Origin of the sequence: Kitasatospora sp. SolWspMP-SS2h (genome assembly GCF_003259315.1) — a bacterium.
In the GTDB taxonomy this organism is placed as follows: domain Bacteria; phylum Actinomycetota; class Actinomycetes; order Streptomycetales; family Streptomycetaceae; genus Kitasatospora; species Kitasatospora fiedleri.
In genome coordinates this window covers 219,993-240,422 of record NZ_QLLT01000002.1, presented here as the reverse complement: position 1 = coordinate 240,422, position 20,430 = coordinate 219,993, and the positions used below count along the sequence as shown (strand labels likewise).

Here is a 20,430-nt window from a genome sequence, read left to right as displayed (position 1 = left end):
CCCGTCCTGCCCGGGGTCGGAGGGGTTACGGGTTGACGGTGATGTGCATCGTCGAGGTGGTGTTCTGGATGTCCTTGTAGTTGTTGCTCAGGGTCAGGTGGTTGAAGGTGACGTCACCGACCGCCGGGCCCTGGCCCGCCTCCGGCATCTCGTTGGCCCACAGGCCGTAGCCGGACTTGGCGTCGAAGGCGTCGCCGCTCTTCTGCGCCCCGGTGATCGAGACGTTGGTGAAGACGGTGTCCTTGATCGGGTTCTGCGGCTGACCGCCCACGTAGTTGGTCTGGAACATGATGCCGCTGTAGGTGGGGTCGACGATGTCCACGTCGCTCACCCGGATGCCCTGGAACACCTTGGAGGCGGAGAACACCCAGATCGCCGGGAAGACCTGCGAGCCCCAGAAGTGGCCGCCGGCCCGCACGATCGAGATGTTCTGCAGGTTGGTCGGGTCCGTCCCGAAGCCGTTCATGGCGTAGCCGAAGTCCAGCGAGGAGATCGTCACGCCCGAGTAGCAGAGGGTGTCCGCGATGTAGATGTTGCGGAAGGTGTTGGCATAGCCGCCGTACACCGCGATGCCCGCCGCGCGCCAGGTCAGGATCGAGGTCAGGTTCTGGAACACGTTGTTCTTCTCGTCCGCACCGCCCGCGTCGATCGCGGAGAACAGCGCGAAGGAGTCGTCACCGGTGGCCCGGGCCTCGTTGTTGGAGACCAGGTTGTCGGTCGAGCCGTTGGTCATGTTGATGCCGTCGGCGAAGGTGTCCCGGATCCGCGAGTTGGTGATCGTCGTGAAGTCCGTGTTGGCACCCCAGTACATGCAGACCATGTGCTCGGTCCAGATGTTGTCGATCGTGATGTTCGCGACGTTGGAGAAGTCGAACACCTTGCCGGGGCCGTCGATCCGCGAGGTGTAGTTGCCGAAGTAGGCGAACCCGCTGAAGGTCGAGCCGTTGGCGGTGGACTCGGCCCGGAAGCCGACGTCGGTGTTGGACTGGCTGGTCGGGGCGTAGAAGCGGGTGAACCACGGGCCCGCGCCGACGACCTTCACCGGCTTGCCGTAGACCTGGAACTTGTTCGCGGTCTGGTAGTCGCCGGCCGGGAGGTAGACGCCGACCAGGGTGCCGGTGGTGTCCATCCGGACCTTGTCCAGGGCCGCCTGCACGTCGCCCTGCGCGAAGCCGGTCGGGACCACGTACTTGGCCGGGTCCGGGTTGGCGACCTGGGTGGCCTGCTCCAGGCTGACGAAGTCGATCGCGTACTGCGAGGTGTTCGCCGAGTCCTTCTGCAGCTTGATCTTGTGACCGGCCGGGACGGTGGTGCCCAGCAGGACGTTGGCCTCGTCGTAGATGTGCCGCGGGCTGCCGGCGCTCGGGCCGTTGCCCGGGGCGGTCTCGGAGCCGTACAGCCAGGCGTACTTGGAGGTCAGGTCGATCGCCTTGAGGAAGGTGCCGTCGACGTAGACGTTCAGGGTGGCGTTGGTGCCGTCGCCGCCGGCCGCGTCCGGGATGGAGAACCGGGTGACCAGGGTGTTGGTCGCGGCCTTGGTGGTGAACTCCACCGAGGAGCCGGTGGTGTTCAGCGTGACGGCCTTGCGGCCGGACGCCTCGCCCGCCACGTCGCCGATGGTGCGGTTGGGGCCGACCACCTGGGCGCCGCCGGCCAGCACGCCGTCCTCGGCCTCGTAGTTGTCGAACGGCAGGTTGGCGCCGCGGCCGACGTACAGGGACTGGGTGGAGGTGTTGTTGGCCTGCTTGACCGGCAGCTCGTTGCCGTCGTTGGCGATCACCGTCTTGACGGTGTAGCGGCCGTTGGCGGCGGTCCAGCTGCCGAGCGAGACCGGGCTGCTGGTGGCGCCGGGGGCGAGCGTGCCGCTGTACGCGCCGGTCAGGGTCTTCAGCACGGTGCCGGTGGTGGCGTCCGCGACGGTCACCGTGATGCCGTGGCTGCCGGAGGCGCTGGCCACCGTGCCCTGGTTCTTGACCGCGACGGTGAAGTTCACCGCGCTGCCGTTCGCCGGGTTGGAGGGCGACCAGGTCGAGGGGGCGGCGACCAGGTCGGAGGAGGCGACCTGGTTGACCGTCAGGGCGCTCGCGGCGGTGAACGAGTTGTTGGTCTCGTCCTGCTCGATGACCTTGTTGTCCTCGTCGACCTTCGCGGTCAGCTGGTAGCTGCCCGCGTTCTGCGCCGGGATCTGCGCGGAGACGGTGGCGGAGGCGCCGGCCGCGAGGGCGCCGACGTTGGCCGAGCCGACCTTGGTGGCACCGAGGTAGAAGTTCACCGAGGTGGCGCCGGAGGCGTTGGTGCCGGTGTTCTTCACCACCGCCGACAGGGTCGGGGTGTCGGTCTCCACGGGGGTGGCCGGGTTGCTGCTCACCGAGGTGACGGTCAGGTCCGGGTTGGGGGCCGGGACGCCGATCACCTGGAACTCGGCGGCCTGGGCGCCGCTGGAGCCGGAGTTGGTGGTGAACTTCAGCTGCACGTCGGCGACGGTCGCGCTCACCGGGATGGTGACGGTGTTGCCGCTCGCCGGGTCGAAGCTGTAGCTCTTGGCCGCGACCAGCGTGCTGAAGCCGCTCGCGCTCTGCTCGCGGCCGTCCACCTCGATGGTCTGGGTGCGGGCGCCCCACGCCGAGCCCGGGTTGAGCTTGACCACGACCGCGCTGGTGGTCGCGTTCGCGCCCAGCTTCACCGCGAGGGTGCTCGGATAGCTGCCCGCCGCGCTCTCCCAGTAGGTGGAGGTGTCGTTGTCGTTGGCGTTGGTCGCCACGAAGGTGAAGGTGGAGGAGGAGGCCGTGATCGGCTTGCCCGCCGCCAGGTTGGTGCCCGTCCCGGTGCCGGTGCCGGTGCGCACCACGGTGTTGGAGGCCGCGGACTGGTTGCCCGCCGCGTCCTTCGCCTTCACGTAGTACGAGACGGTCGCGGTGTCCGGCTGGCTGTCGGTGTACGTCAGGGTGGTGCCGTTGACGCTGCCGCGCAGCGCGCCGTTGGCGTACACGTCGTAGCCGGTGACGCCCGTGTTGTCGGCGGACGCGCCCCAGGTCAGCTTGACCTGGCCGGAGGCGGGCGAGGTGTAGGCCAGGTTGGACGGGGCGCTGGGGGCCTGGGTGTCGCCGCCCTGGCCGGTGCGGGTGACGGTGTTGGAGGCCGCGGACTGGTTGCCCGCCGCGTCCTTCGCCTTCACGTAGTACGACACCGTGGCGCTGTCCGGGCGGCTGTCGGTGTAGGTCAGGGTGGTGCCCGACACCGAGGTGAGCAGCGCGCCGTCGGCGTAGACGTCGTAGCCGGTGACGCCCGTGTTGTCGCTGGCCGCGTTCCAGGTCAGCTTGATCTGGCCGGAGGCGGGCGAGGTGTAGGCCAGGTTGGACGGGGCGCTGGGGGCCTGGGTGTCGCCGGAGGTCGGGCCGTACGCCTCGAACTCGGAGAGCTGGCCGGCCGGCCAGGCGGTGTTGCCGGTGAAGGTCAGCCGCAGGTACCGGGTGGTGGTGGTCGACAGGTTGACGGTCACCGCGTTGCCGGCGGCCGGGTCGAACACGTAGCCGGCCGAGGCCACCAGGTCGGTGAAGTTGCTGCCGTCGGTGGAGCCCTGGACCTTGAGCGTCTCGGTGCGCTTCTCCCAGCCGGCCGGCAGCTTGAGCACCAGCTTGTTGACCGGGACGGCCGAGCCGAGGTCGCCCTGGACCCACTGCGGGAAGGCGTTGTTGGCGCTCTCCCAGTAGGTGGCCTGGTTGCTGTCGCCGACGTTGCCGGCCACGTAGGTCTGCGAGTAGCCGCTGGCGGTGAAGGTGCGGCCGGCCAGCAGGTTCGCGGAGGCGGAGGTGGCGCCGTAGACCTCGAGTTCGGAGACCTGGGCGGCCTGCCAGCCGGTGTTGGCGGTGATGTTGACCCGCACGTACCGGGCGGTGGTGGCCCCGAAGGAGATCGTCGCCTTGTCGCCGGAGGCCGGGTCGAAGGTGTAGTTCGCCGAGGCGGTGATGGTGGAGAAGTTGCTGCCGTCGGTGGAGCCGAGCACGCTGAGCGTCTCGGTCCGGGCGCCCCAGGAGCCGGGGACCTTGAGCACCACCGTGTCGATGGAGGCCGCCGAGCCCAGGTCGACCTGGACCCACTGCGCGGAGGAGAGGCCGTTGGACTCCCAGTAGCTGTCCTGGCTGCCGTCGTTGACGTTGCCGGCGCCGAACGTGCCGTTGGTGCTGGAGGCGGTGACGGTCTTGCCGAGGGCCAGGTTCGGCCCTCCCGCCGCCTGTGCCGCCGGGAGGAGGGGCCCGGCGAGCAGGAGCATTCCCAGCGTGGCCGACGACGCCGTCAGCCGCGCGGTTATGCGCTTCGATCTCATGACGTCCCTTCATAAGGTCGAGAAGATGACAATCTTCTGTCCATCTTTTGCGTGATGGCAGCCAAGAGTTACAGCGGCGCTACGAGCATGTCAACGGATCGGTCCAAGTCCGCGCACACGAAAAGCGGGCGGGCACCGAAGTGCCCGCCCGCTCGGCGGTCCCGTCGTGACCCCGCGTCAGGGGCCTGCTACCTGCTGCTGATCAGCTCCGCTCGCGGGCCGGCGCGGTCGAACCGCGCACCACCAGCTCGGGCTCGAACAGCAGCTCGTCGTGGGTGACCCGGACCCCGGCGATCTCGCCGACCAGCAGGTCCACCACGGCCCGGCCCATCGCCTCGATCGGCTGCCGGACGGTGGTCAGCGGCGGGTCGGTGCACATCATGAACGAGGAGTCGTCGTACCCGACCACCGACACGTCGTCCGGCACCGCGAGCCCGGCCCGGCGCACCGCGCGGACCGCGCCCAGGGCCAGCGGGTCGCTCGCGCAGACCACGCCGGTGACGCCCTGGCGCAGCAGCCGGGTGGTGGCCGCCTGGCCGCCCTCCAGGCTGAACAGCGCCCGCTCGACGTGCTGCTCCGGCAGCTCCAGGCCCAGCTTGGCCACCACCGCCCGGGCCGCGGCGAGCTTGCGCTGCGAGGGCATGTGGTCCAGCGGGCCGAGCACCAGGCCGACCTTGGTGTGCCCCAACTGGCGCAGGTGGCCGAAGGCCTGCTCGATCGCCACCGCGTCGTCGCAGGAGACCCGGGGGAAGTCCAGGTGGTCGATCGCCGCGTTCAGCAGCACGGTGGGCAGGCTGCGCTCGGCCAGCCGCTGGTAGTGGTCGTGCGGGGCGTCGCCCTGGGCGTAGAGGCCGCCGAAGAACACCACGCCGGAGACGTGCTGCTCCAGCAGCAGGTCGACGTAGTCGGCCTCGGAGACCCCGCCCGCGGTCTGGGTGCACAGCACCGGCGTGAACCCCTGGCCGGCCAGCGCGCCGCCCACCGCCTCGGCGAACGCCGGGAAGATCGGGTTGCCCAACTCCGGCAGGACCAGCCCGATCAGCCGGGCCCGCTCCCCGCGCAGCTGGGTGGGCCGCTCGTAACCGAGCACGTCGAGGGCGGTGAGAACGGCCGCCCTGGTCGCTTCGGAGACACCGGGCTTCTCGTTCAGCACCCGGCTGACGGTCGCCTCGCTGACCCCGACCTTCTTCGCCACCTCGGCAAGTCGTCGTGTCATGTGCCGAGTGTACGACAGAAAACGCAAGCGGCTTGCGTGGATTTGCAGAAGAGGACGGAACCGATCGGTTCCGTCCTCCCCGGGCCGGAGCCCGCCGCCGGGTCAGCGCAGGTCGAACACCAGCCGGGCCGAGACCTTGCCCGCGAGCACCTCCGCGAAGCAGGAGTTGACGTCCTCCAGCCTCCGGGTCTCCCGGATCACCTCCGTCCTGCCCAACTGGTGCAGCCGGAACACCTCCGCCAGGTCCTGCCGGGTGCCGACGATCGAGCCGACCACCTTCGTCCCGTTCAGCACCGTGTCGAACACCGGCAGGGTCAGCTCGCCCTCGGCGGGCAGGGCGACCAGGACCAGGGTGCCGCCGCGGCGCAGCGAGTCGTAGGCGGCCCGGAACGAGGAGTTGGAGACGGCCAGCGAGATCGCCGCGTCCGCGCCGCCGAGCTTCCGCACCTCGTGCGCGACGTCCTGGGTGCGGGCGTCGAGGACGTGGTCGGCGCCGAGCCGCTCCGCCAGCCTCAGCTTCTCGTCGGTGATGTCGACGGCGACCGTCTCGGCGCCGAAGATCCGGGCGTACTGCAGCGCCAGGTGCCCGAGGCCGCCGATCCCGGAGACCAGCACCCGGGTTCCGGGGCGGGCGCCGGAGAGCTTCACCGCCTTGTACGTGGTGACGCCCGCGCAGGACAGCGGGGCGGCGTCCATCGGGTCCACCCCGTCCGGCACCGGGACCACGTAGTCGCCGTGCGCCAGCGCGTACTGGGCGTAGGCGCCGTCCACCGAGTAGCCCGAGTTGTGCTGGCTGGGGCAGAGCGTCTCCCAGCCGCTCACGCAGTAGTCGCACCGGCCGCAGGCGTCGGCCAGCCACGGGATCGCCACCCGCTCGCCGACCTCGACATGCCGGACCTTCGCGCCGGCCGCCTCCACGATGCCGACGCCCTCGTGGCCGGGCACGAACGGCGGGGACGGCTTGACCGGCCAGTCGCCGTGCGCGGCGTGGATGTCGGTGTGGCACAGGCCGGAGCACTCGATCCGCACCAGCACCTGGTGCGGTGCCGGGGCGGGCACCTCGCGCTCCTCGATCTCCAGCGGCTCGGTGAAGTCCCGGACGACGGCTGCCTTCATGTCCTTCTCTCCTCGCGGTGCTGAACGGCGCCCGGTGGCGCCCGGTGGTGCCGAGCGCCGCCGAGCGGTTCCGAGTGGTGCCGAACGGTTTCGGCGGGTCGCGCTCCCCCGTCCCAGCCTGCTGGTTCCCCGTTCGAACCGCGAACGGACGCGCCGCCCCGGGCACCGCCCGGGCCGGTCGGCGGACACCACTACGCTTGGCACCCGCCACCCGGCCCACGGCGGCATTCAATGCCCGTAGGCTGGGCAGTAAGGGACCACGGGGGCGGCAGAGCCCCCGCCACTGACGGAGGGAAACGCCGGGTGATCGAGCTGGAAGACCTTCCCGAGTTGATCGACCCGGTGATGATCTGCGCCTTCGAGGGCTGGAACGACGCCGGCGACGCGGCCTCCGCCGCACTCGGGCACCTCGACGAGACCTGGGGCGGCAAGGTGTTCGCCGCGCTCGACGCCGAGGACTACTACGACTTCCAGGTCAACCGCCCCACCATCTGGCTCGACGGCGGGGTCCGCCGGATCACCTGGCCCACCACCAGGCTCTCGGTGGTCCGGGTGACCGAGCCCAAGCCGCGGGACCTGGTGCTCGTCCGCGGCATCGAGCCCAGCATGCGCTGGCGCTCGTACTGCAACGAACTGCTCGGCTTCGCCCACGAGCTGGGCGTCGAACTGGTCGTCGTCCTGGGCGCGCTGCTGGGCGACGCCCCGCACACCCGGCCCGTGCCGGTCTCCGGCGTCACCTCGGACGCCACGCTGGCCCGCTCGCTCGACCTGGAGGAGAGCCGCTACGAGGGCCCCACGGGCATCGTCGGCGTCCTCCAGGAGGCCTGCGCGCACGCCGGCGTCCCGGCCGTGACCTTCTGGGCCGCCGTCCCGCACTACGTCTCCCAGCCGCCCAACCCCAAGGCCACCCTCGCCCTGCTCAACAAGGTCGAGGACCTGCTCGACCTGCGCATCCCGCCGGGCGAGCTCGCCGAGGACGCCCGGGCCTGGCAGCTGGGGGTCGACCAGCTCGCCGCGGAGGACTCCGAAGTCGCCGAGTACGTCCAGCAGTTGGAGGAGGCACAGGACACCGCGGAGCTGCCGGAGGCGTCCGGCGACGCGATCGCCCGGGAGTTCGAGCGCTACCTGCGGCGGCGCGACAACCAGGGGCCGACGGGCGAGAAGCCGATCACCGGGCACGCGACGGAGCGGCCGAAGGACGAGGACGAGGAGTAGGCGGGCCCGCCGCGCGGACCGGCCCCGGGAGGGCGGTGCTCCCCCGGGGCCGGTCGTGCTGTGCGGGTGCCGCGCCGTGCTGTGCGGCTGCGGTGCGAGTGCCTGGCCGCCCGCGCGGTTCCCCGCGTCCCCGACGGGGGCGCGGGGGTCGGGCGGGGTGCTACAGCGCCACGCCCAGCAGGGCGTCGACGGTGCGGGAGACCAGGCCCGGGGCGCCGGTGTCCTCGCCGCCCTCGGCCCGGGCCGAGGCGGCCCAGCGGTCGACGGCGGCGAGGGCGGCCGGGGTGTCCAGGTCGTTCGCCAGGGCCGCGCGGACCTCGGCGAGCAGCGCGGTCGCGGAGGGGCCGTCCGGGCGGGAGACCGCGGCGCGCCAGGTGGCGAGGCGGGTGAGGGCGGTGTCCAGGTCGGCCGCCGTCCACTCCCAGTCGCTGCGGTAGTGGTGGGCGAGCAGGGCCAGCCGGATCGCGGCCGGGTCGACGCCGTCGCGGCGCAGCGCCGAGACGAAGACCAGGTTGCCGCGGGACTTGGACATCTTGTGGCCGTCCAGGCCGACCATGCCGGCGTGCACGTACGCGCGGGCGTAGGGGTGCTCGGCGAGGGCGACCTGGGCGTGGGCGGCGCCCATCTCGTGGTGCGGGAAGGAGAGGTCGCTGCCGCCGCCCTGGATGTCGAAGTCCATGCCGAGGAACTGCAGCGCGATGGCCACGCACTCGATGTGCCAGCCGGGGCGGCCCCGGCCGAGTTCGGTGTCCCAGGCGGGTTCGCCCGGGCGGGCGGCGAGCCAGAGCAGGGCGTCCAGCGGGTCCTTCTTGCCGGGCCGCTCGGGGTCCCCGCCGCGCTCGGCGAAGACCGGGAGCATCTGCTCGCGGCCGAGGCCGGAGACCTCGCCGAAGCGCGGGTCGGAGTCGACCGAGAAGTAGACGTCGCCGTCGACCTCGTAGGCCGCGCCGGAGGCGAGCAGGCGCTGCACCAGCGGGACGATCCACGGGATGGACTCGACGGCGCCGACGTAGTGCGCGGGCGGGAGCATCCGCAGCGCGGTCATGTCCTCGCGGAACAGCGCGGTCTCGCGCTCCGCGAGTTCGGTCCAGTCCTGGCCGGTGGCCTCGGCCCGCTCCAGCAGCGGGTCGTCGACGTCGGTGACGTTCTGGACGTAGAGGACGTCGTGGCCGGCGTCCTTCCAGACCCGCTGGACCAGGTCGAAGGCGTTGTAGGTGGCTGCGTGGCCCAGGTGGGTCGCGTCGTAGGGGGTGATGCCGCAGACGTAGAGCCGGGCGGTCGGGCCGGTGGGCACGACCTCTCGGACACTGCTCGTGGCGGTGTCGTAAATGCGCAGGGGAAGCCCCTGACCGGGCAGGGCGGGAACCTCGGAGGCGGGCCAGGCATGCATGGGACCGACTCTAACCTCGCGATCATTTGAAAGACCAACCTATGGACGCGATCGGCCTGAATCCGTTCTTCCTCGGTTTCGGATCGGTATCAGACCGGCGGCCAGGGAATAGAAGGCCACTCCGCCGACGGCAGCGGATGGCGTCCGGCGGACCGCAGCGCGGCCGTCCGGGCCTTCAGCGCGTCGAGTTCACCGGACGTCAGGTGCGGGCGCAGCCGCTCCCCCAGCGGCCCGTCCAGGTCGGCGGCGAGCCGGCCCAGGACGTCGAGCGCCTCGGCGGTGAGCGGCTCCTCGGCCCAGCCCCAGAGCAGGGTGCGCAGCTTCGGGTCGGTGTGGAAGGTGACGCCGTGGTCGATGCCGTAGATCCGGCCGTCGGCGGCGGGCAGCCAGTGGCCGCCCTTGCGGTCGGCGTTGTTGAGGACGGCGTCCAGCACGGCGAGGCGGCGCAGGCGTTCGTCGTCGCGGTGCACCAGCCAGGCCAGGCGGCCGCCGTCCAGCTGGGCCCGGACGATGGGCAGCCAGCCCGCGCGCGGGTCGTCCAGCGGCTGGAGGTCGAGCAGCTCGGCCGCCTCCGGGTCGGGTTCGATCCAGAGCTGCACCATGCCGGGCCCGGCCGGGCCCCCGCGCAGCACGGTGGGCGGGACCAGCCCCCAGCCGGTGGCGGCGGAGACCTCGTACGCGGCGGTCTCCCGGCCGGCCAGGGTGCCGTCGGGGAAGTCCCACAGCGGGCGCTCCCCCGCGACCGGCTTGTACACGCAGGGCGCGGTCAGGCCGTCCAGGGTGACCGTGCAGTACAGGACGGCGTTGGAGGCGTCGGTGACCCGGCCGTGCACGGCGAGCGCGCCCTCGCGCAGCAGGGTGAGCGCGGCGGCGGTGTCGGCGGCCAGCGCGGCGCTGGTGGCCGGGTCGGTGGCGGGGGCCTCGACCTCCGGCCCGGCGTGCGGTTCCGCGGGCTCGGGCCGCTCGGCGGGCTCCCGGTCCTCGTTCAGCGCCGGTAGCCGTTCGCGCGCGGGCACAGGTGGCCCTCCGGGTCGAGCGGGAGGTTGCAGAACGGGCAGGGCTTGCGGCCGGCCGCGACCAGGTCCAGGGCGCGCTTGGCGAACACCCGGGCCATCGCGCCGCTGAGCCGGACCCGCAGCAGGTCGGGGCCGTTCTCGTCGTCGAAGACCTCGGCCTCGCTCTCGTCCTCGTCCTCGGACTCCTCGACGTACGCCTGCGCCTCGACCACCAGGCAGTCGTCCCGGGCGTCCCAGGCCAGGGCCATCGTGCCGACCCGGAACTCCTGCTCCAGCGGCAGGTCCAACGGGGCGGTGTCGAGCAGCTCGACGGGGGCGACGGCCGGGATCGGGGCCTCGCCGCCGCTGCGCCGCAGCGCCTCGTCGAGGACCTCCTCGATGCGCTCGGCGAGCGCCGCGACCTGGGCCTTCTCCAGCAGGACGCTGGTGATCCGGCCGCGCGAGGAAGCCTGCAGGTAGAACGCGCGGGCACCGGGCTGGCCGACGGTGCCGGCCACGAACCGCTCGGGCTGGTCGAAGAAGTGGACCTGACGGGACACGCTGCTCGCTCCGGAAGGGGTTGCGGTCTTCTCGATCTCACCCTACGGCCAAACGGGCCGGGGACGGCACGCGGGGCGGGCGGTTCCCGCGTGCGCTCGGGCAGTTGTGCGGCGGGCGGCGGCCCGGCCGTGCGGCGGGGTCGGCGGCCCGGCGGGGCTCAGGCCGTGCCGGTCTCGCCGCCGACCACCGCGTCGTCGCCGGCCGAGTGGCCGTGCGGGCGCGGGGCCAGCGCGGCGAGCGAGCCGGTCTCGCCCAGGCGCAGCAGGTAGGGGCGGTTCGGGGTGTAGCGGATCGCGGTGACCGAGCAGGGCTCGACCGAGATCCGCTGGAAGTGGTCGAGGTGCAGGCCGAGCGCGTCGGCGACGATCGCCTTGATCACGTCGCCGTGGGTGGCGGCGGCCCAGAGCGCGTCCGGCCCGTGCTCGACGGCGATCTTGTCGTTCCACTCGCGCACCGCGTCGACGGTGCGGTGGCTGAGCGCGCGCAGAGACTCGCCGCCGGGGAAGGCGGCGGCCGAGGCGTGGTCCTGGACGGTGCGCCAGAGCGGCTCGCCGGCCAGCTCCGCGAGCGGGCGGCCGGTCCACTCGCCGTAGTGGCACTCGCCGAGCCGCTCGTCGAGCGCGGGGGCGGCCAGCTCGGGGCGGTCGGCCGACAGCGGCTCCAGGGTCTGCCGGCAGCGCTCCAGCGGGCTGCTGACCAGGCGGGCGATCGGCAGCCCGGCGAGCCGCTCGGGCAGCGCGGCGGCCTGGGCCCGTCCGGTGTCGTCCAGGTCGACTCCGGGCGTCCAGCCGGCGAGGATCCCGGCGGAGTTGGCGGTGGACCGGCCGTGGCGGACGAGCAGCAGGGTGGGCATACCTGAAAGGGTACGGGGTCCGGACCTCCCCGCGGGCGGCCCCCTTCGGTCACAATGGCGGGCATGATCGTGGATTGCGGCACCTACCGGGACGGAAAGCGCGTCCGGGGCCCCGAGGACTTCTCGGACGCCCTGGCGGAGGTCCGCACGGCCGGCGACGGCTTCGTGTGGATCGGCCTGGCGGACCCCACCACGGAGGAGTTCGACCACGTCGCCGAGGAGTTCGGCCTGCACCCGCTGGCGGTGGAGGACGCGGTGAAGGCGCACCAGCGCCCGAAGGTCGAGATCTACCGGGACTCGGTGTTCACCGTCCTGAAGACCGCCGCCTACCACCAGCGGAACGAGACGGTCTCGATAGGCGAACTGATGATCTTCCTGGGCGACTCGTACGTGATGACCGTCCGGCACGGCCCGGAGAGCCCGCTCAAGGACCTGCGCTCCCGGCTGGAGGGGCAGCCCGAACTGCTCGCGCACGGGCCCGCCTCGGTGCTGTACGCGGTCTGCGACCTGGTGGTCGACCAGTACCTCGACGTGGCCACCGAACTACAGACCGACCTGGACGAGTTGGAGGAGCAGATCTTCTCCCCCGGGCGCTCGCGCGGCGCGGCCGAGCGGATCTACGGCTTCAAGCGGCAGGTGGTGGGCTTCCGCAAGGCCACCGTCCCGCTGATGGAGCCCGCGCTGCGGCTGACCCGGGGCGAGGGCGAGCTGCAGGTCCCGTTCGTCGCCGCCGAGTTGCGTCCGTACTTCCGGGACGTGGCGGACCACCTGGCCAAGGTCAACGAGGTGGTGGAGGGCCTGGACCGGCTGCTGTCGGACATCCTGGCCGCCAACCTGGCGCAGGTCAGCGTGCAGCAGAACGACGACATGCGGAAGATCTCGGCGTGGGCCGCGCTGGCCGCCGTACCGACCATGATCGCCGGCGTCTACGGGATGAACTTCGAGCACATGCCGGAACTGCGCCAGCCCTGGGGCTACCCCGCCGCCCTGGCCCTGATGGCGGCCGTCTGCGTCGGCCTGCACCGGCTCTTCAAGCGCGCGGGCTGGCTGTAGCGGGCCGCCGCCCGGACACCGCGGGTGCGCCGGCGCCGGGGGGCGGGCCGGTGTCGCCCGGGTGTCAGGACTCCCGGCGACGGCGGCGGGTGGCCACCAGGGTGCCCGCGCCCAGGACGATCGCCGCCGCGCCGGTGGCCGCGACGGCGCCGAGCGGGGTGCCGGGGCCGGTGGAGGCCAGCTCCGTGCCGCCGCCGGTACCGGTGCCGGTGGTCGTGGTGGTGCCGGTGGTCCCGGTGGTCAGCCCGGCCCGGACGGCGCCGCTGTCGCCGTTGCCCGGCGGCCGGCCGCCCTGCCGCCCGGCCGCCTCGTCGCGCTCCTGGGCCTCCTTGAGCCCCTTGGTCAGGAAGTCGCGCAGCGCCTCCGGGGTGTCGGCGCTCAGCACAGCGTTCGCGGCCTTCCGGACCTCCGGGCCGCCGACCGACATCGCCTGGACGACCTGGGCCCGGTAGTCGGTGTGCCGGAGTCCGGGCGCCCGCTCCAGGAAGTCGGCGATCGCCCCGGAGTCGCCCTCCTCCAGCACCGCGAGCGCCTGCGCGCGCAGTCCGGCGCTGATGACCGGGTCCGCGATGAACTGCGAGAGCTTGACCCGGTTGTCGGAGGCAGTCAGCGCCGGGACGGTGACGTGCAGGAAGTGTTCGAACGCCTCCGGGCGGCCGTCGGTGAGCACCGCCTGGGCCGCCTTCCAGATCGGGGTGCCTGCCCCGGCCTCATGCATGATCTGGGTGGTCCTGATGGCGTTGTCGTCGTGGATGGCCACGATCAGCTCGGCGTCGAGAAAGTGTCGGATCTGCTCGGCGGTACCGGCCTGGGCATTCTTGACCGACTGGTAGTAGTAGGCGTAGTGGCCCGGCTCGGCGAGCAGTTCCGCCAGCCGGGCCCGCAGTGCGGCCTCGTCCAGCTCCGGGTCGGCCTTCTCGACGGGTGCGGACGGTCGGGACGGCTGGACCGGATCAGCCGACTCGCCCGGCGCGGTGGGCGCGGTGGGCGCGGTGGGCGCGGCGTCCGAGGCGGCGGCGTCCGGGGCAGCAATGTCCGGGGCAGCAGCGTCCGGCTGGGACTGACCGGTCGGTGCGGTCTCGGCCATCGCCTGGGCGGCGCCGAGGGCGGTGGGCGCGGAGACGGCCGCGACGAAGACGGCAGCGGCAATCGACCGACGGATGCTCAAGGTTCTCCCTGGGAAGGTGGTGCGCGTGACGGGCGCGGCCGTGGCGGATGATCACACGGCAGCGAACCCGGGGATCGTATCGGAACCTTCCTCTTGGTCATAACAGATTCTTTTCCGACCCTTTACCGCCTACCGCCCACGGCGACGGGGGGCGGCCTCGGGTGGACCGGCGGGAGTCCGCCCACGGGCGCGGGGGGAGAGGTACCGGGCAGGTTCCGGGCCGCGGGCGGGCTGCGCCGACCGGCCTGCGGGCCGGCCGGGCCCATACCGTGGGAGCGGGCGCGGGAGACGGACGTGTCGACGGCCCGCGCGCCGGTACCGGAACGGCGGGTGGTGCCACGGCTGTTCGACGGCCGCTCCGCCTGGAACGCGTTCCCGGCGGTGTGCGGCCCCCACCCGGACGCGCAGATCCGCAGCCGCGGCGCGCCCACCCGTCCGCGCCATTTTTTGCCTCGGCCATGACAATACGTTAATGGTCCCGGCCTCCTGCCGGGCACCCGATAGGAGTGACGGCCGCCGGAGGCGGACCCGCGCGTTCAGGAGTTGTTCCGCAAAACGTGGATCGGGGCATTTCTGCCGTATGGGCGGGGTGTCGCGGGCTGGGCCGGTGTGGGGCGGAACGTGCCCGGCTCCGCGGGGGCGGCGTTCCGGGGTTCGCCGGGTGGCGCGGGGGCGAACCCGCAGGGCGGGGAACCTCGTTCGCGCTGGTCGGCGGCCCGGCGGCGGGAGGGTGCCGCCGGTCCGGGCATCGCCGGACCACGGCCGCGCGGAGGGAACGGATCGCCGGACCGCCCGCGTGTTAATGAGAGGTTTCCGGGAAGTGTGGAGTGCCGGAACGGTCCAGGGTGCGCCACATAAGGTGAACCGTCCCGGCGGGCCCGGCCGGGGTGCGGTTCTCCGACGGAGGGCCAGGTGGGGGAAGGGTGCTCCGTGTACCCGGGTTCCACGGGTGAGCGCCGGGGGGGATCAGTGGTGCACCGAGTGTGACCGAAAGTCTTGTCCGGCGCTGCCCGACGTTGCTATAAATGGGCGTCCGCCGGTTACCGGCGCGGCCGATCCCGATCGGATGTCCGGCCGCTCGATCCGTTGACGACCGACACGGGCTGATTCACGCAACGAAGCGTGCTTGGCATCTTCTCCCCGAAGCGCCCCATTCCTTCGCTCCACCAATGCGCAGAATTATTCACTGCAAGGTGCGTTGTCATGCAAAATTCTTCCGTTGTCAGTGGACCAGCCACTTTCGGGCAGCTCTCGCTCTGGCGTTCCATCGCGAACATCCCGCCCACCGCCTGCAACCTCCCCCAGACCTGGGCCCTCCCCCCGGGCACCGGCCCGGACGCGGTCGAACGGGCCCTGGAGCGCCTGGAGGCGCGCCACGAGTCGCTGCGCACGCGGTACGCGGAGACGGCGGACGGCGGTCTCGTCCAGCTGGTCGGGCCGGCCGCGCCCACCGGTCTCGACCTGGTCGAGGGGGTGCCCGCGGAGGTGTCCGCGGAGCTGGCGGCGGTCCCGTTCGACCCGGCGGCGGACCGGCCCTGGCGGGCCGCGCTGGTCACCGAGCGGGGGGTGCCGGCCGCGCTGGCGATCTGCTTCCACCACATCGCGGTGGACGCCTGGGCGATCAACCAGCTGCACGAGGAGTTCGGCGTCCTGGTGGCGGGCGGGGAGCTGCCCGGCGCGGCCCCCAGCTGCCGCGAGCTGGCCGCCGAGCAGTGGTCCGAGGCCCGCGGCAACCGCCGCCGGGCGGCGCTGCGGCACTGGCGGCAGGTGCTCGCCGACGCCCCGCCGATGGCCCGGGACGCGGCCCCCGAGGCGGTCACCAGCCGGTGGGCCCGGCACGGTTCGGTGCCGGCCGGCGAGGCGGTGCGCACGCTCGCCGAGCGCCTGGGCGTCTCGGCGCCCTCGGTGCTGCTGGCGGCCTTCTGCGCGGCGCTGGCGCGGCACACCGGCGAGGAGCGGGTGCTGGTCGCGGTCTACGCGAACAACCGCAGCGACCCGCGCTGGGAGGGCCTGGTGGCCGCCCAGAACCAGATCATCCCGCTGCTGGTGCAGACCGTCCCGGACGAGGGGTTCGGCGCGTTCGCCACCCGCGTCCACTGGGAGCTGATCCGCTCGTACAAGCACGCCGCCTACAACGTCGACGACGCGCTGCTGGCGGGTGCGGAGCACGGCTACACGGGCACCGTCAACGGCTCCTTCGCCGGGTCGGTCAGCGGCTTCTTCCGCTACTTCTTCAACTACCTCGGCGAGTACCAGCGGGATCAGACGCCGGTGAACTCCGCGATGGAGACCGGCACCGGCGGGCGCAACATCGGGGCGCCGCTCTACCTCCAGGTGCAGGACGGCGACGCCCTCACCAGCACCCTGCGGGAGAATTCCTCCTCGGCGGACTTCAAGGCGGTGACGGAGATCCTGCTCGCGCTGGAGGACGTCCTGGTCTCGGCCGCCGCGAAACCTGCCGAACCGGCCGAACCGGCTGAACCGGCCGAATCGGTCGAATAGCGCCTCCGCCCCACCGCGCCCGATTTCCACCGGATTCCCGCCCACCGCGCCGCCTTTCCGGCGTGCGCCCCCGGCACCCGAATTCCAGGAACCCCGCCTCCGGCCGTCCCGCTCTCCGGCACCTCCTTTTCCGGCGCCGCCGCCTTTTCCCTGCCCCAGCTCCGCCGTTCCCCCGGGAGGGGAAGTGTCAGAACACGTCGTCGTCCTCCACCGCTGGAGTGACAGTTACGCGGACTACGGTTCCTACCTGGACCACCGCACCCACCGGGTCAGCTACGTGACGACCCGCCGGGCCGCGCCCGCGCTGCCCGAGGGGGCGGCCGCGGTGCGGGTCGTCGACAGCACCGAGGACGGCAAGGCGGTGCGGGAGGCCGTGGCCGCGCTGGTCGAGGAGTTCGGCACGCCCGCCCGGGTGGTGGCGCTGCACGAGGTCGACCTGGACATGGCGGCCGAGCTGCGCGAGGAGCTGGGCGTCCCGGGCGAGCGCTCGGAGGGGCTCGCGCCGTTCCGGGACAAGCTGGTGATGGCCCGTCGGCTGGCCGCCGCCGGGGTGCCCGTCCCGGCGACCGAGCCCGCGCCGGACCACGCCGCGGTGCGCGCCTTCGCCGCCGTGCACGGCTGGCCGGTGCTGGTGAAGCCGGTGCGCGGGACGGCGAGCGCGGGCGTCACCCGGCTCGACGGCGAGGCCGAACTGGCCGCCTACGCCTTCCCGCCGGACGTGCCGGTGCTGGTCCAGCCGTACCTGCCGCACGAGGTGCTGCACGTGGACGGCGTGGCCACCGGGACGGGGCTGGGGGCCTGGCGGGCCTCGGCCTACCTGAACACCTGCCTGGGCTTCACCGAGGGCGCGGCGCTCGGCTCGGTGGAGCTGGACGACCCCGAACTGCTGGCCGCGATCGGCCAGTTCACCGACCGGGTGACGCGCGCCCTGTCGGACGGCGCCTGGGTGTTCCACCTGGAGCTGTTCCGGTCCGGGCCGCCGGACGCCCCCGAACTGCAGGTGCTGGAGGTCGGCGCCCGCCCGGGCGGAGCGGAGATCCCGTTCCTGTGGCGGGAGGTGCACGGCGTCGACCTGATGGCGGCCGCCTTCGCCGTCCAGCTGGACGCGCCGCTGCCGGAGGCGGCCCGCACCGGCGGCCCGACGGCCGGGGAGCGCGGCGGCTGGCTGCTGGTGCCCACCCCGGCCGTCCGCCCCTGCCGGGTCACCGCCGCCGGGAGCCGGGCCGGAACGGCGGCCGGCCCGTACGCCGCACGCGTGCCCGTGGTCGGCCAGTTGCTCGCCGACCTGCCCGGCTACGAGCACTCCGGTGCCCGGTTCCGCTTCCGCGGCGCGAGCAGCGCCGAGGTGCGGGCCGCGGTGGAGCACACCGTCGCCGACTTCGACTTCCGGTGCGCGCCGGTCGACCCGTCCGCGCCCGACCTGGTGGTGCTGGTCGGCAGCGGCGGCCGGGCCTACCGCGAGTACGCCTTCGAGGCCGCCGCCGCCCGCGCCGAGCTGGCCCTGGTCACCGCCACCGGCGCCGACTGGCAGGAGCGCTACCTGACCGGCCACCGGCAGGTGGAGGCCGCCACCCCCGAGGAACTGGTCCGGGCGATCGGCGCGGCCGCCGCCGGGCGGACCGGTCGGGTCGGCGTGTTCACCTGGGACGAGGTGCTGCTGGAGGCCACCGCCGAGGCCGCCCACCGCCTGGGCCTGCCGCACATGTCGCCCGAGGCGGCCCGCAACTGCCGCGACAAGCTCGCCACCCGCCGGCTGCTGGCCGAGCAGGGCGTCGCCGGGGTCGGCCACGCCCACGTGCACGGCCCGCAGGAGGCGCTGGCCGCCGCCGGGGCGATCGGCTACCCCGTCGTGGTCAAGCCGCGCTCGCTGGCCGGCAGCGTCGGCGTGGTGGTCGCCCCCGACGCCGACCGGCTGCGGGCGCTCTACCACCACGCCTCCGACGCCGCCTACCCCGGCCTGGACGCGCTGGACGGCCTGGTCCTGGAGGAGTACCTCGACGGCCCCGAGGTCAGCGTGGACTCGGTGGTCCGCGACGGCGGGGTCCGCCCGGTGAACGTGGTGCGCAAGCGCCTCGGCTACGACCCGTTCTTCGAGGAGGTCGGCCACCTCGCCGCGCCCTGGCGGCACGAGCCGTGGGCCGAGGAGCTGGTCGAGCTGGTCACCGCCGCCCACCGCGCGCTGGGCGTCACCACCGGCGTCACCCACGCCGAGGTGCGGCTCACCGCGGCCGGCCCCCGGCTGGTCGAGCTGAACGGCCGCCTCGGCGGCGACTTCATCCCGCTGCTGGGCCGGCTCGCCAACGGCGTCGACCTGACCGCCGCCGCCCTGGACCTCGCCCTCGGCGCGGAACCCGACCTCGTCCAGCCGTACGACCGCTGCGCCGAGGTGCGCTTCCTCTACCCCGCGCACGACGGCACCGTCCGCGCGCTGGACACCGCCGCCGCCGCGGCCGTGCCCGGCGTCGAGCGGATCGTGCCGCTGGCCGGGCCCGGGACGCGGCTGCTGCTGCCGCCGCGCGGCATCGTGCCGCGGCTGGCCGCCGTGATCGCCACCGGGGAGACCCCCGAGGAGTGCGGGGAGGTCCTGGACCGCGCCGCGGCCCTGGTCCGCGCCGAGGTCGAGCCGCTGTCCGCCACCCCGAACGACCAGGAGGAGGGCCGGTGACCGGCGTCCTGCGCAGGCTGCTGAGCACCTACACGCTGCCCAGCCGGGGCGGCCGGATCATCGCCTCCGGCGTGGTCGTGTACGCCAGCAGCAGCGGCCTCTACCTGGCCGGCGGCACCGTCTACTTCCTCAAGGGCGCCGGCCTGAGCGCCGCCCAGATCGGCACCGGGCTGACCATCGCCGGACTGGTGGGCTTCCTGACCACCGTGCCGGTCAGCCTGCTGGCCAACCGCTGGGGGCCGCTGCGGCTGCTGCGCGTCCTCCAGGTGTGGCGGGCGACCTGGTTCGCGGCGCTGGCCTTCACCCACGACGTGTACACCTTCACCCTGTTCGCCTCGCTGTTCGCGATCTCGCAGGGCCCGGTCTTCCCGATGGTGCAGCTGCTGGTGAACGGCGTCGCCGGGGAGGCCGACCGGACCCGCACCCTGGGCGTGATCAGCTCGGTCATCAACGTCGGCATGTCGGCGGGCGCGCTGGCCGCCGCGCCGTTCCTCGCCGTCGGCGGCACCGGGATGCTGCGCGCCGTCCTGCTGATCGGCGCCGTGCTGTGCCTGTCCGCGGCGGGCGTGTTCGGCCTGCTCCGGACCGAACCCGCCGCCGCCACCGTCGAGAAGGCGCTCGCCGAGAAGGCCCCGGCCCGCTGGCACGCCGGGCTGCTCGTGGTCGGCCGGGACCGCCGCTACCTGGGCCTGACGGCCGCCAACGGGGTGATGTTCCTGCACACCGTGCTGCTGGGCATCGGCCTGCCGCTGTGGATCGTGCAGTCCACCAACGCCCCGGTCGGCATGCTGAGCGCGCTGTTCGCGGTCAACACCGGCCTGGCGATCGTCCTTCAGGTGCCGTTCGCCAAGAACGTCAAGAGCACCCGGGACGGCACCCGCGCGCTGCGCAACGCCGGGCTCGCGCTGGCCGCCTTCAGCCTGCTGCTGATCGCCACCATGCACACCGACCGCTGGCTGACCATCGGCCTGCTGGTGGCCGCGACCGCCGTCCTCACCTGCGGCGAGCTGCTCCAGGGCGCCGGCGGCTGGGAGCTGTCGTACCGGCACGCGCCCGAGGAGCGGCGCACCGAGTACCTGTCGGTGTTCAACCTGGGCACCTCGGCCGCGGGCATCGTCGGCCCCGCCCTGCTCGGCCTGCTGCTCGCCCGGGAGACCGCCGGGCTGCTCGTCCTCGCCGTGCTGTTCCTGGGCACCGCCGCCGCGGTGAGCGTGCTCGGCGGCCGGCTCGCCCGGGCCGAACTCCCGCCGCAGGACGCGACTGCGGACGGCCCCGCGGCCGGCCCCGCGGACGAACCGGCGTCCGAGCCCGCCGCCCAGCACTGAACCACTCCCCCACCCCTGCCGCCCGCCGGGCGCAGACCCCTGACCGA

The 20,430-nt window shown here is 73.3% G+C and carries 13 protein-coding genes; 5 read left to right on the top strand and 8 right to left on the bottom strand.

The window, feature by feature from the left end; all coding sequences use genetic code 11:
- Window positions 1–25: 25 nt before the first annotated feature.
- From K353_RS03290 to adhP, 3 genes are all read right to left on the bottom strand, one after another.
- On the bottom strand, window positions 26–4,324 hold the full coding sequence (locus K353_RS03290) for a discoidin domain-containing protein (protein ID WP_111552028.1): 4,299 nt from the start codon (window positions 4,322–4,324) through the stop codon (window positions 26–28).
- A gap of 202 nt (window positions 4,325–4,526) precedes the next feature.
- Window positions 4,527–5,540 (bottom strand): LacI family DNA-binding transcriptional regulator, encoded by a 1,014-nt coding sequence (locus K353_RS03285; RefSeq protein WP_111552027.1) that lies wholly within the window; start codon window positions 5,538–5,540, stop codon window positions 4,527–4,529.
- A gap of 102 nt (window positions 5,541–5,642) precedes the next feature.
- Complete coding sequence (gene adhP, locus K353_RS03280) at window positions 5,643–6,656, bottom strand: alcohol dehydrogenase AdhP (protein ID WP_111552026.1); 1,014 nt, start codon at window positions 6,654–6,656, stop codon at window positions 5,643–5,645.
- Window positions 6,657–6,959: 303 nt separating this feature from the next.
- On the opposite strand from adhP, the gene K353_RS03275 reads away from it, so the two are divergent.
- The gene (locus K353_RS03275; RefSeq protein ID WP_111552025.1) at window positions 6,960–7,871 is read left to right on the top strand and encodes a PAC2 family protein; all 912 of its coding nucleotides are present in this window, start codon (window positions 6,960–6,962) and stop codon (window positions 7,869–7,871) included.
- Window positions 7,872–8,031: 160 nt separating this feature from the next.
- Here K353_RS03275 and mshC read toward each other — a convergent pair whose 3' ends face one another.
- The 4 genes from mshC to K353_RS03255 form a co-directional block, all read right to left on the bottom strand.
- Window positions 8,032–9,261 (bottom strand): cysteine--1-D-myo-inosityl 2-amino-2-deoxy-alpha-D-glucopyranoside ligase, encoded by a 1,230-nt coding sequence (gene mshC, locus K353_RS03270; RefSeq protein ID WP_111552024.1) that lies wholly within the window; start codon window positions 9,259–9,261, stop codon window positions 8,032–8,034.
- Between the two features lie 89 nt (window positions 9,262–9,350).
- Window positions 9,351–10,277, bottom strand: coding sequence for an SCO1664 family protein (locus K353_RS03265; RefSeq protein ID WP_199527969.1), 927 nt, complete (start codon window positions 10,275–10,277; stop codon window positions 9,351–9,353).
- Complete coding sequence (locus K353_RS03260) at window positions 10,247–10,816, bottom strand: DUF3090 domain-containing protein (RefSeq protein WP_111552023.1); 570 nt, start codon at window positions 10,814–10,816, stop codon at window positions 10,247–10,249. Before K353_RS03260 ends, K353_RS03265 begins: the two co-directional genes overlap by 31 nt.
- A 158-nt stretch (window positions 10,817–10,974) precedes the next feature.
- Entirely contained in the window at window positions 10,975–11,670 is a 696-nt protein-coding gene (locus K353_RS03255) for a histidine phosphatase family protein (protein WP_111552022.1), read from the bottom strand.
- Window positions 11,671–11,733: 63 nt separating this feature from the next.
- Here K353_RS03255 and corA point away from each other — a divergent pair, with 63 nt between their 5' ends.
- Window positions 11,734–12,723, top strand: a complete 990-nt coding sequence (gene corA, locus K353_RS03250; RefSeq protein WP_111552172.1) for a magnesium/cobalt transporter CorA — start codon at window positions 11,734–11,736, stop codon at window positions 12,721–12,723.
- A gap of 64 nt (window positions 12,724–12,787) precedes the next feature.
- Here corA and K353_RS03245 read toward each other — a convergent pair whose 3' ends face one another.
- A complete protein-coding gene (locus K353_RS03245; RefSeq protein WP_111552021.1) occupies window positions 12,788–13,891 on the bottom strand; it encodes an ALF repeat-containing protein in 1,104 nt (367 codons plus the stop codon).
- A 1,203-nt stretch (window positions 13,892–15,094) separates the two neighbouring features.
- Between K353_RS03245 and K353_RS03240 the strand changes: the two genes are divergently transcribed.
- The 3 genes from K353_RS03240 (at window position 15,095) to K353_RS03225 (ending at window position 20,383) form a co-directional block, all read left to right on the top strand.
- Window positions 15,095–16,393 carry a condensation domain-containing protein gene (locus K353_RS03240; protein ID WP_111552020.1) on the top strand — a complete coding sequence of 433 codons (1,299 nt, stop codon included), beginning with the start codon at window positions 15,095–15,097 and terminating at the stop codon, window positions 16,391–16,393.
- Between the two features lie 184 nt (window positions 16,394–16,577).
- Window positions 16,578–19,058, top strand: a complete 2,481-nt coding sequence (locus tag K353_RS35160; RefSeq protein ID WP_233533330.1) for an ATP-grasp domain-containing protein — start codon at window positions 16,578–16,580, stop codon at window positions 19,056–19,058.
- Window positions 19,055–20,383: an MFS transporter gene (locus tag K353_RS03225; RefSeq protein WP_158585320.1), complete on the top strand. Its 1,329-nt coding sequence runs from the start codon at window positions 19,055–19,057 to the stop codon at window positions 20,381–20,383. The genes K353_RS35160 and K353_RS03225 overlap by 4 nt, the downstream gene beginning before the upstream one ends.
- Window positions 20,384–20,430 lie beyond the last annotated feature (47 nt).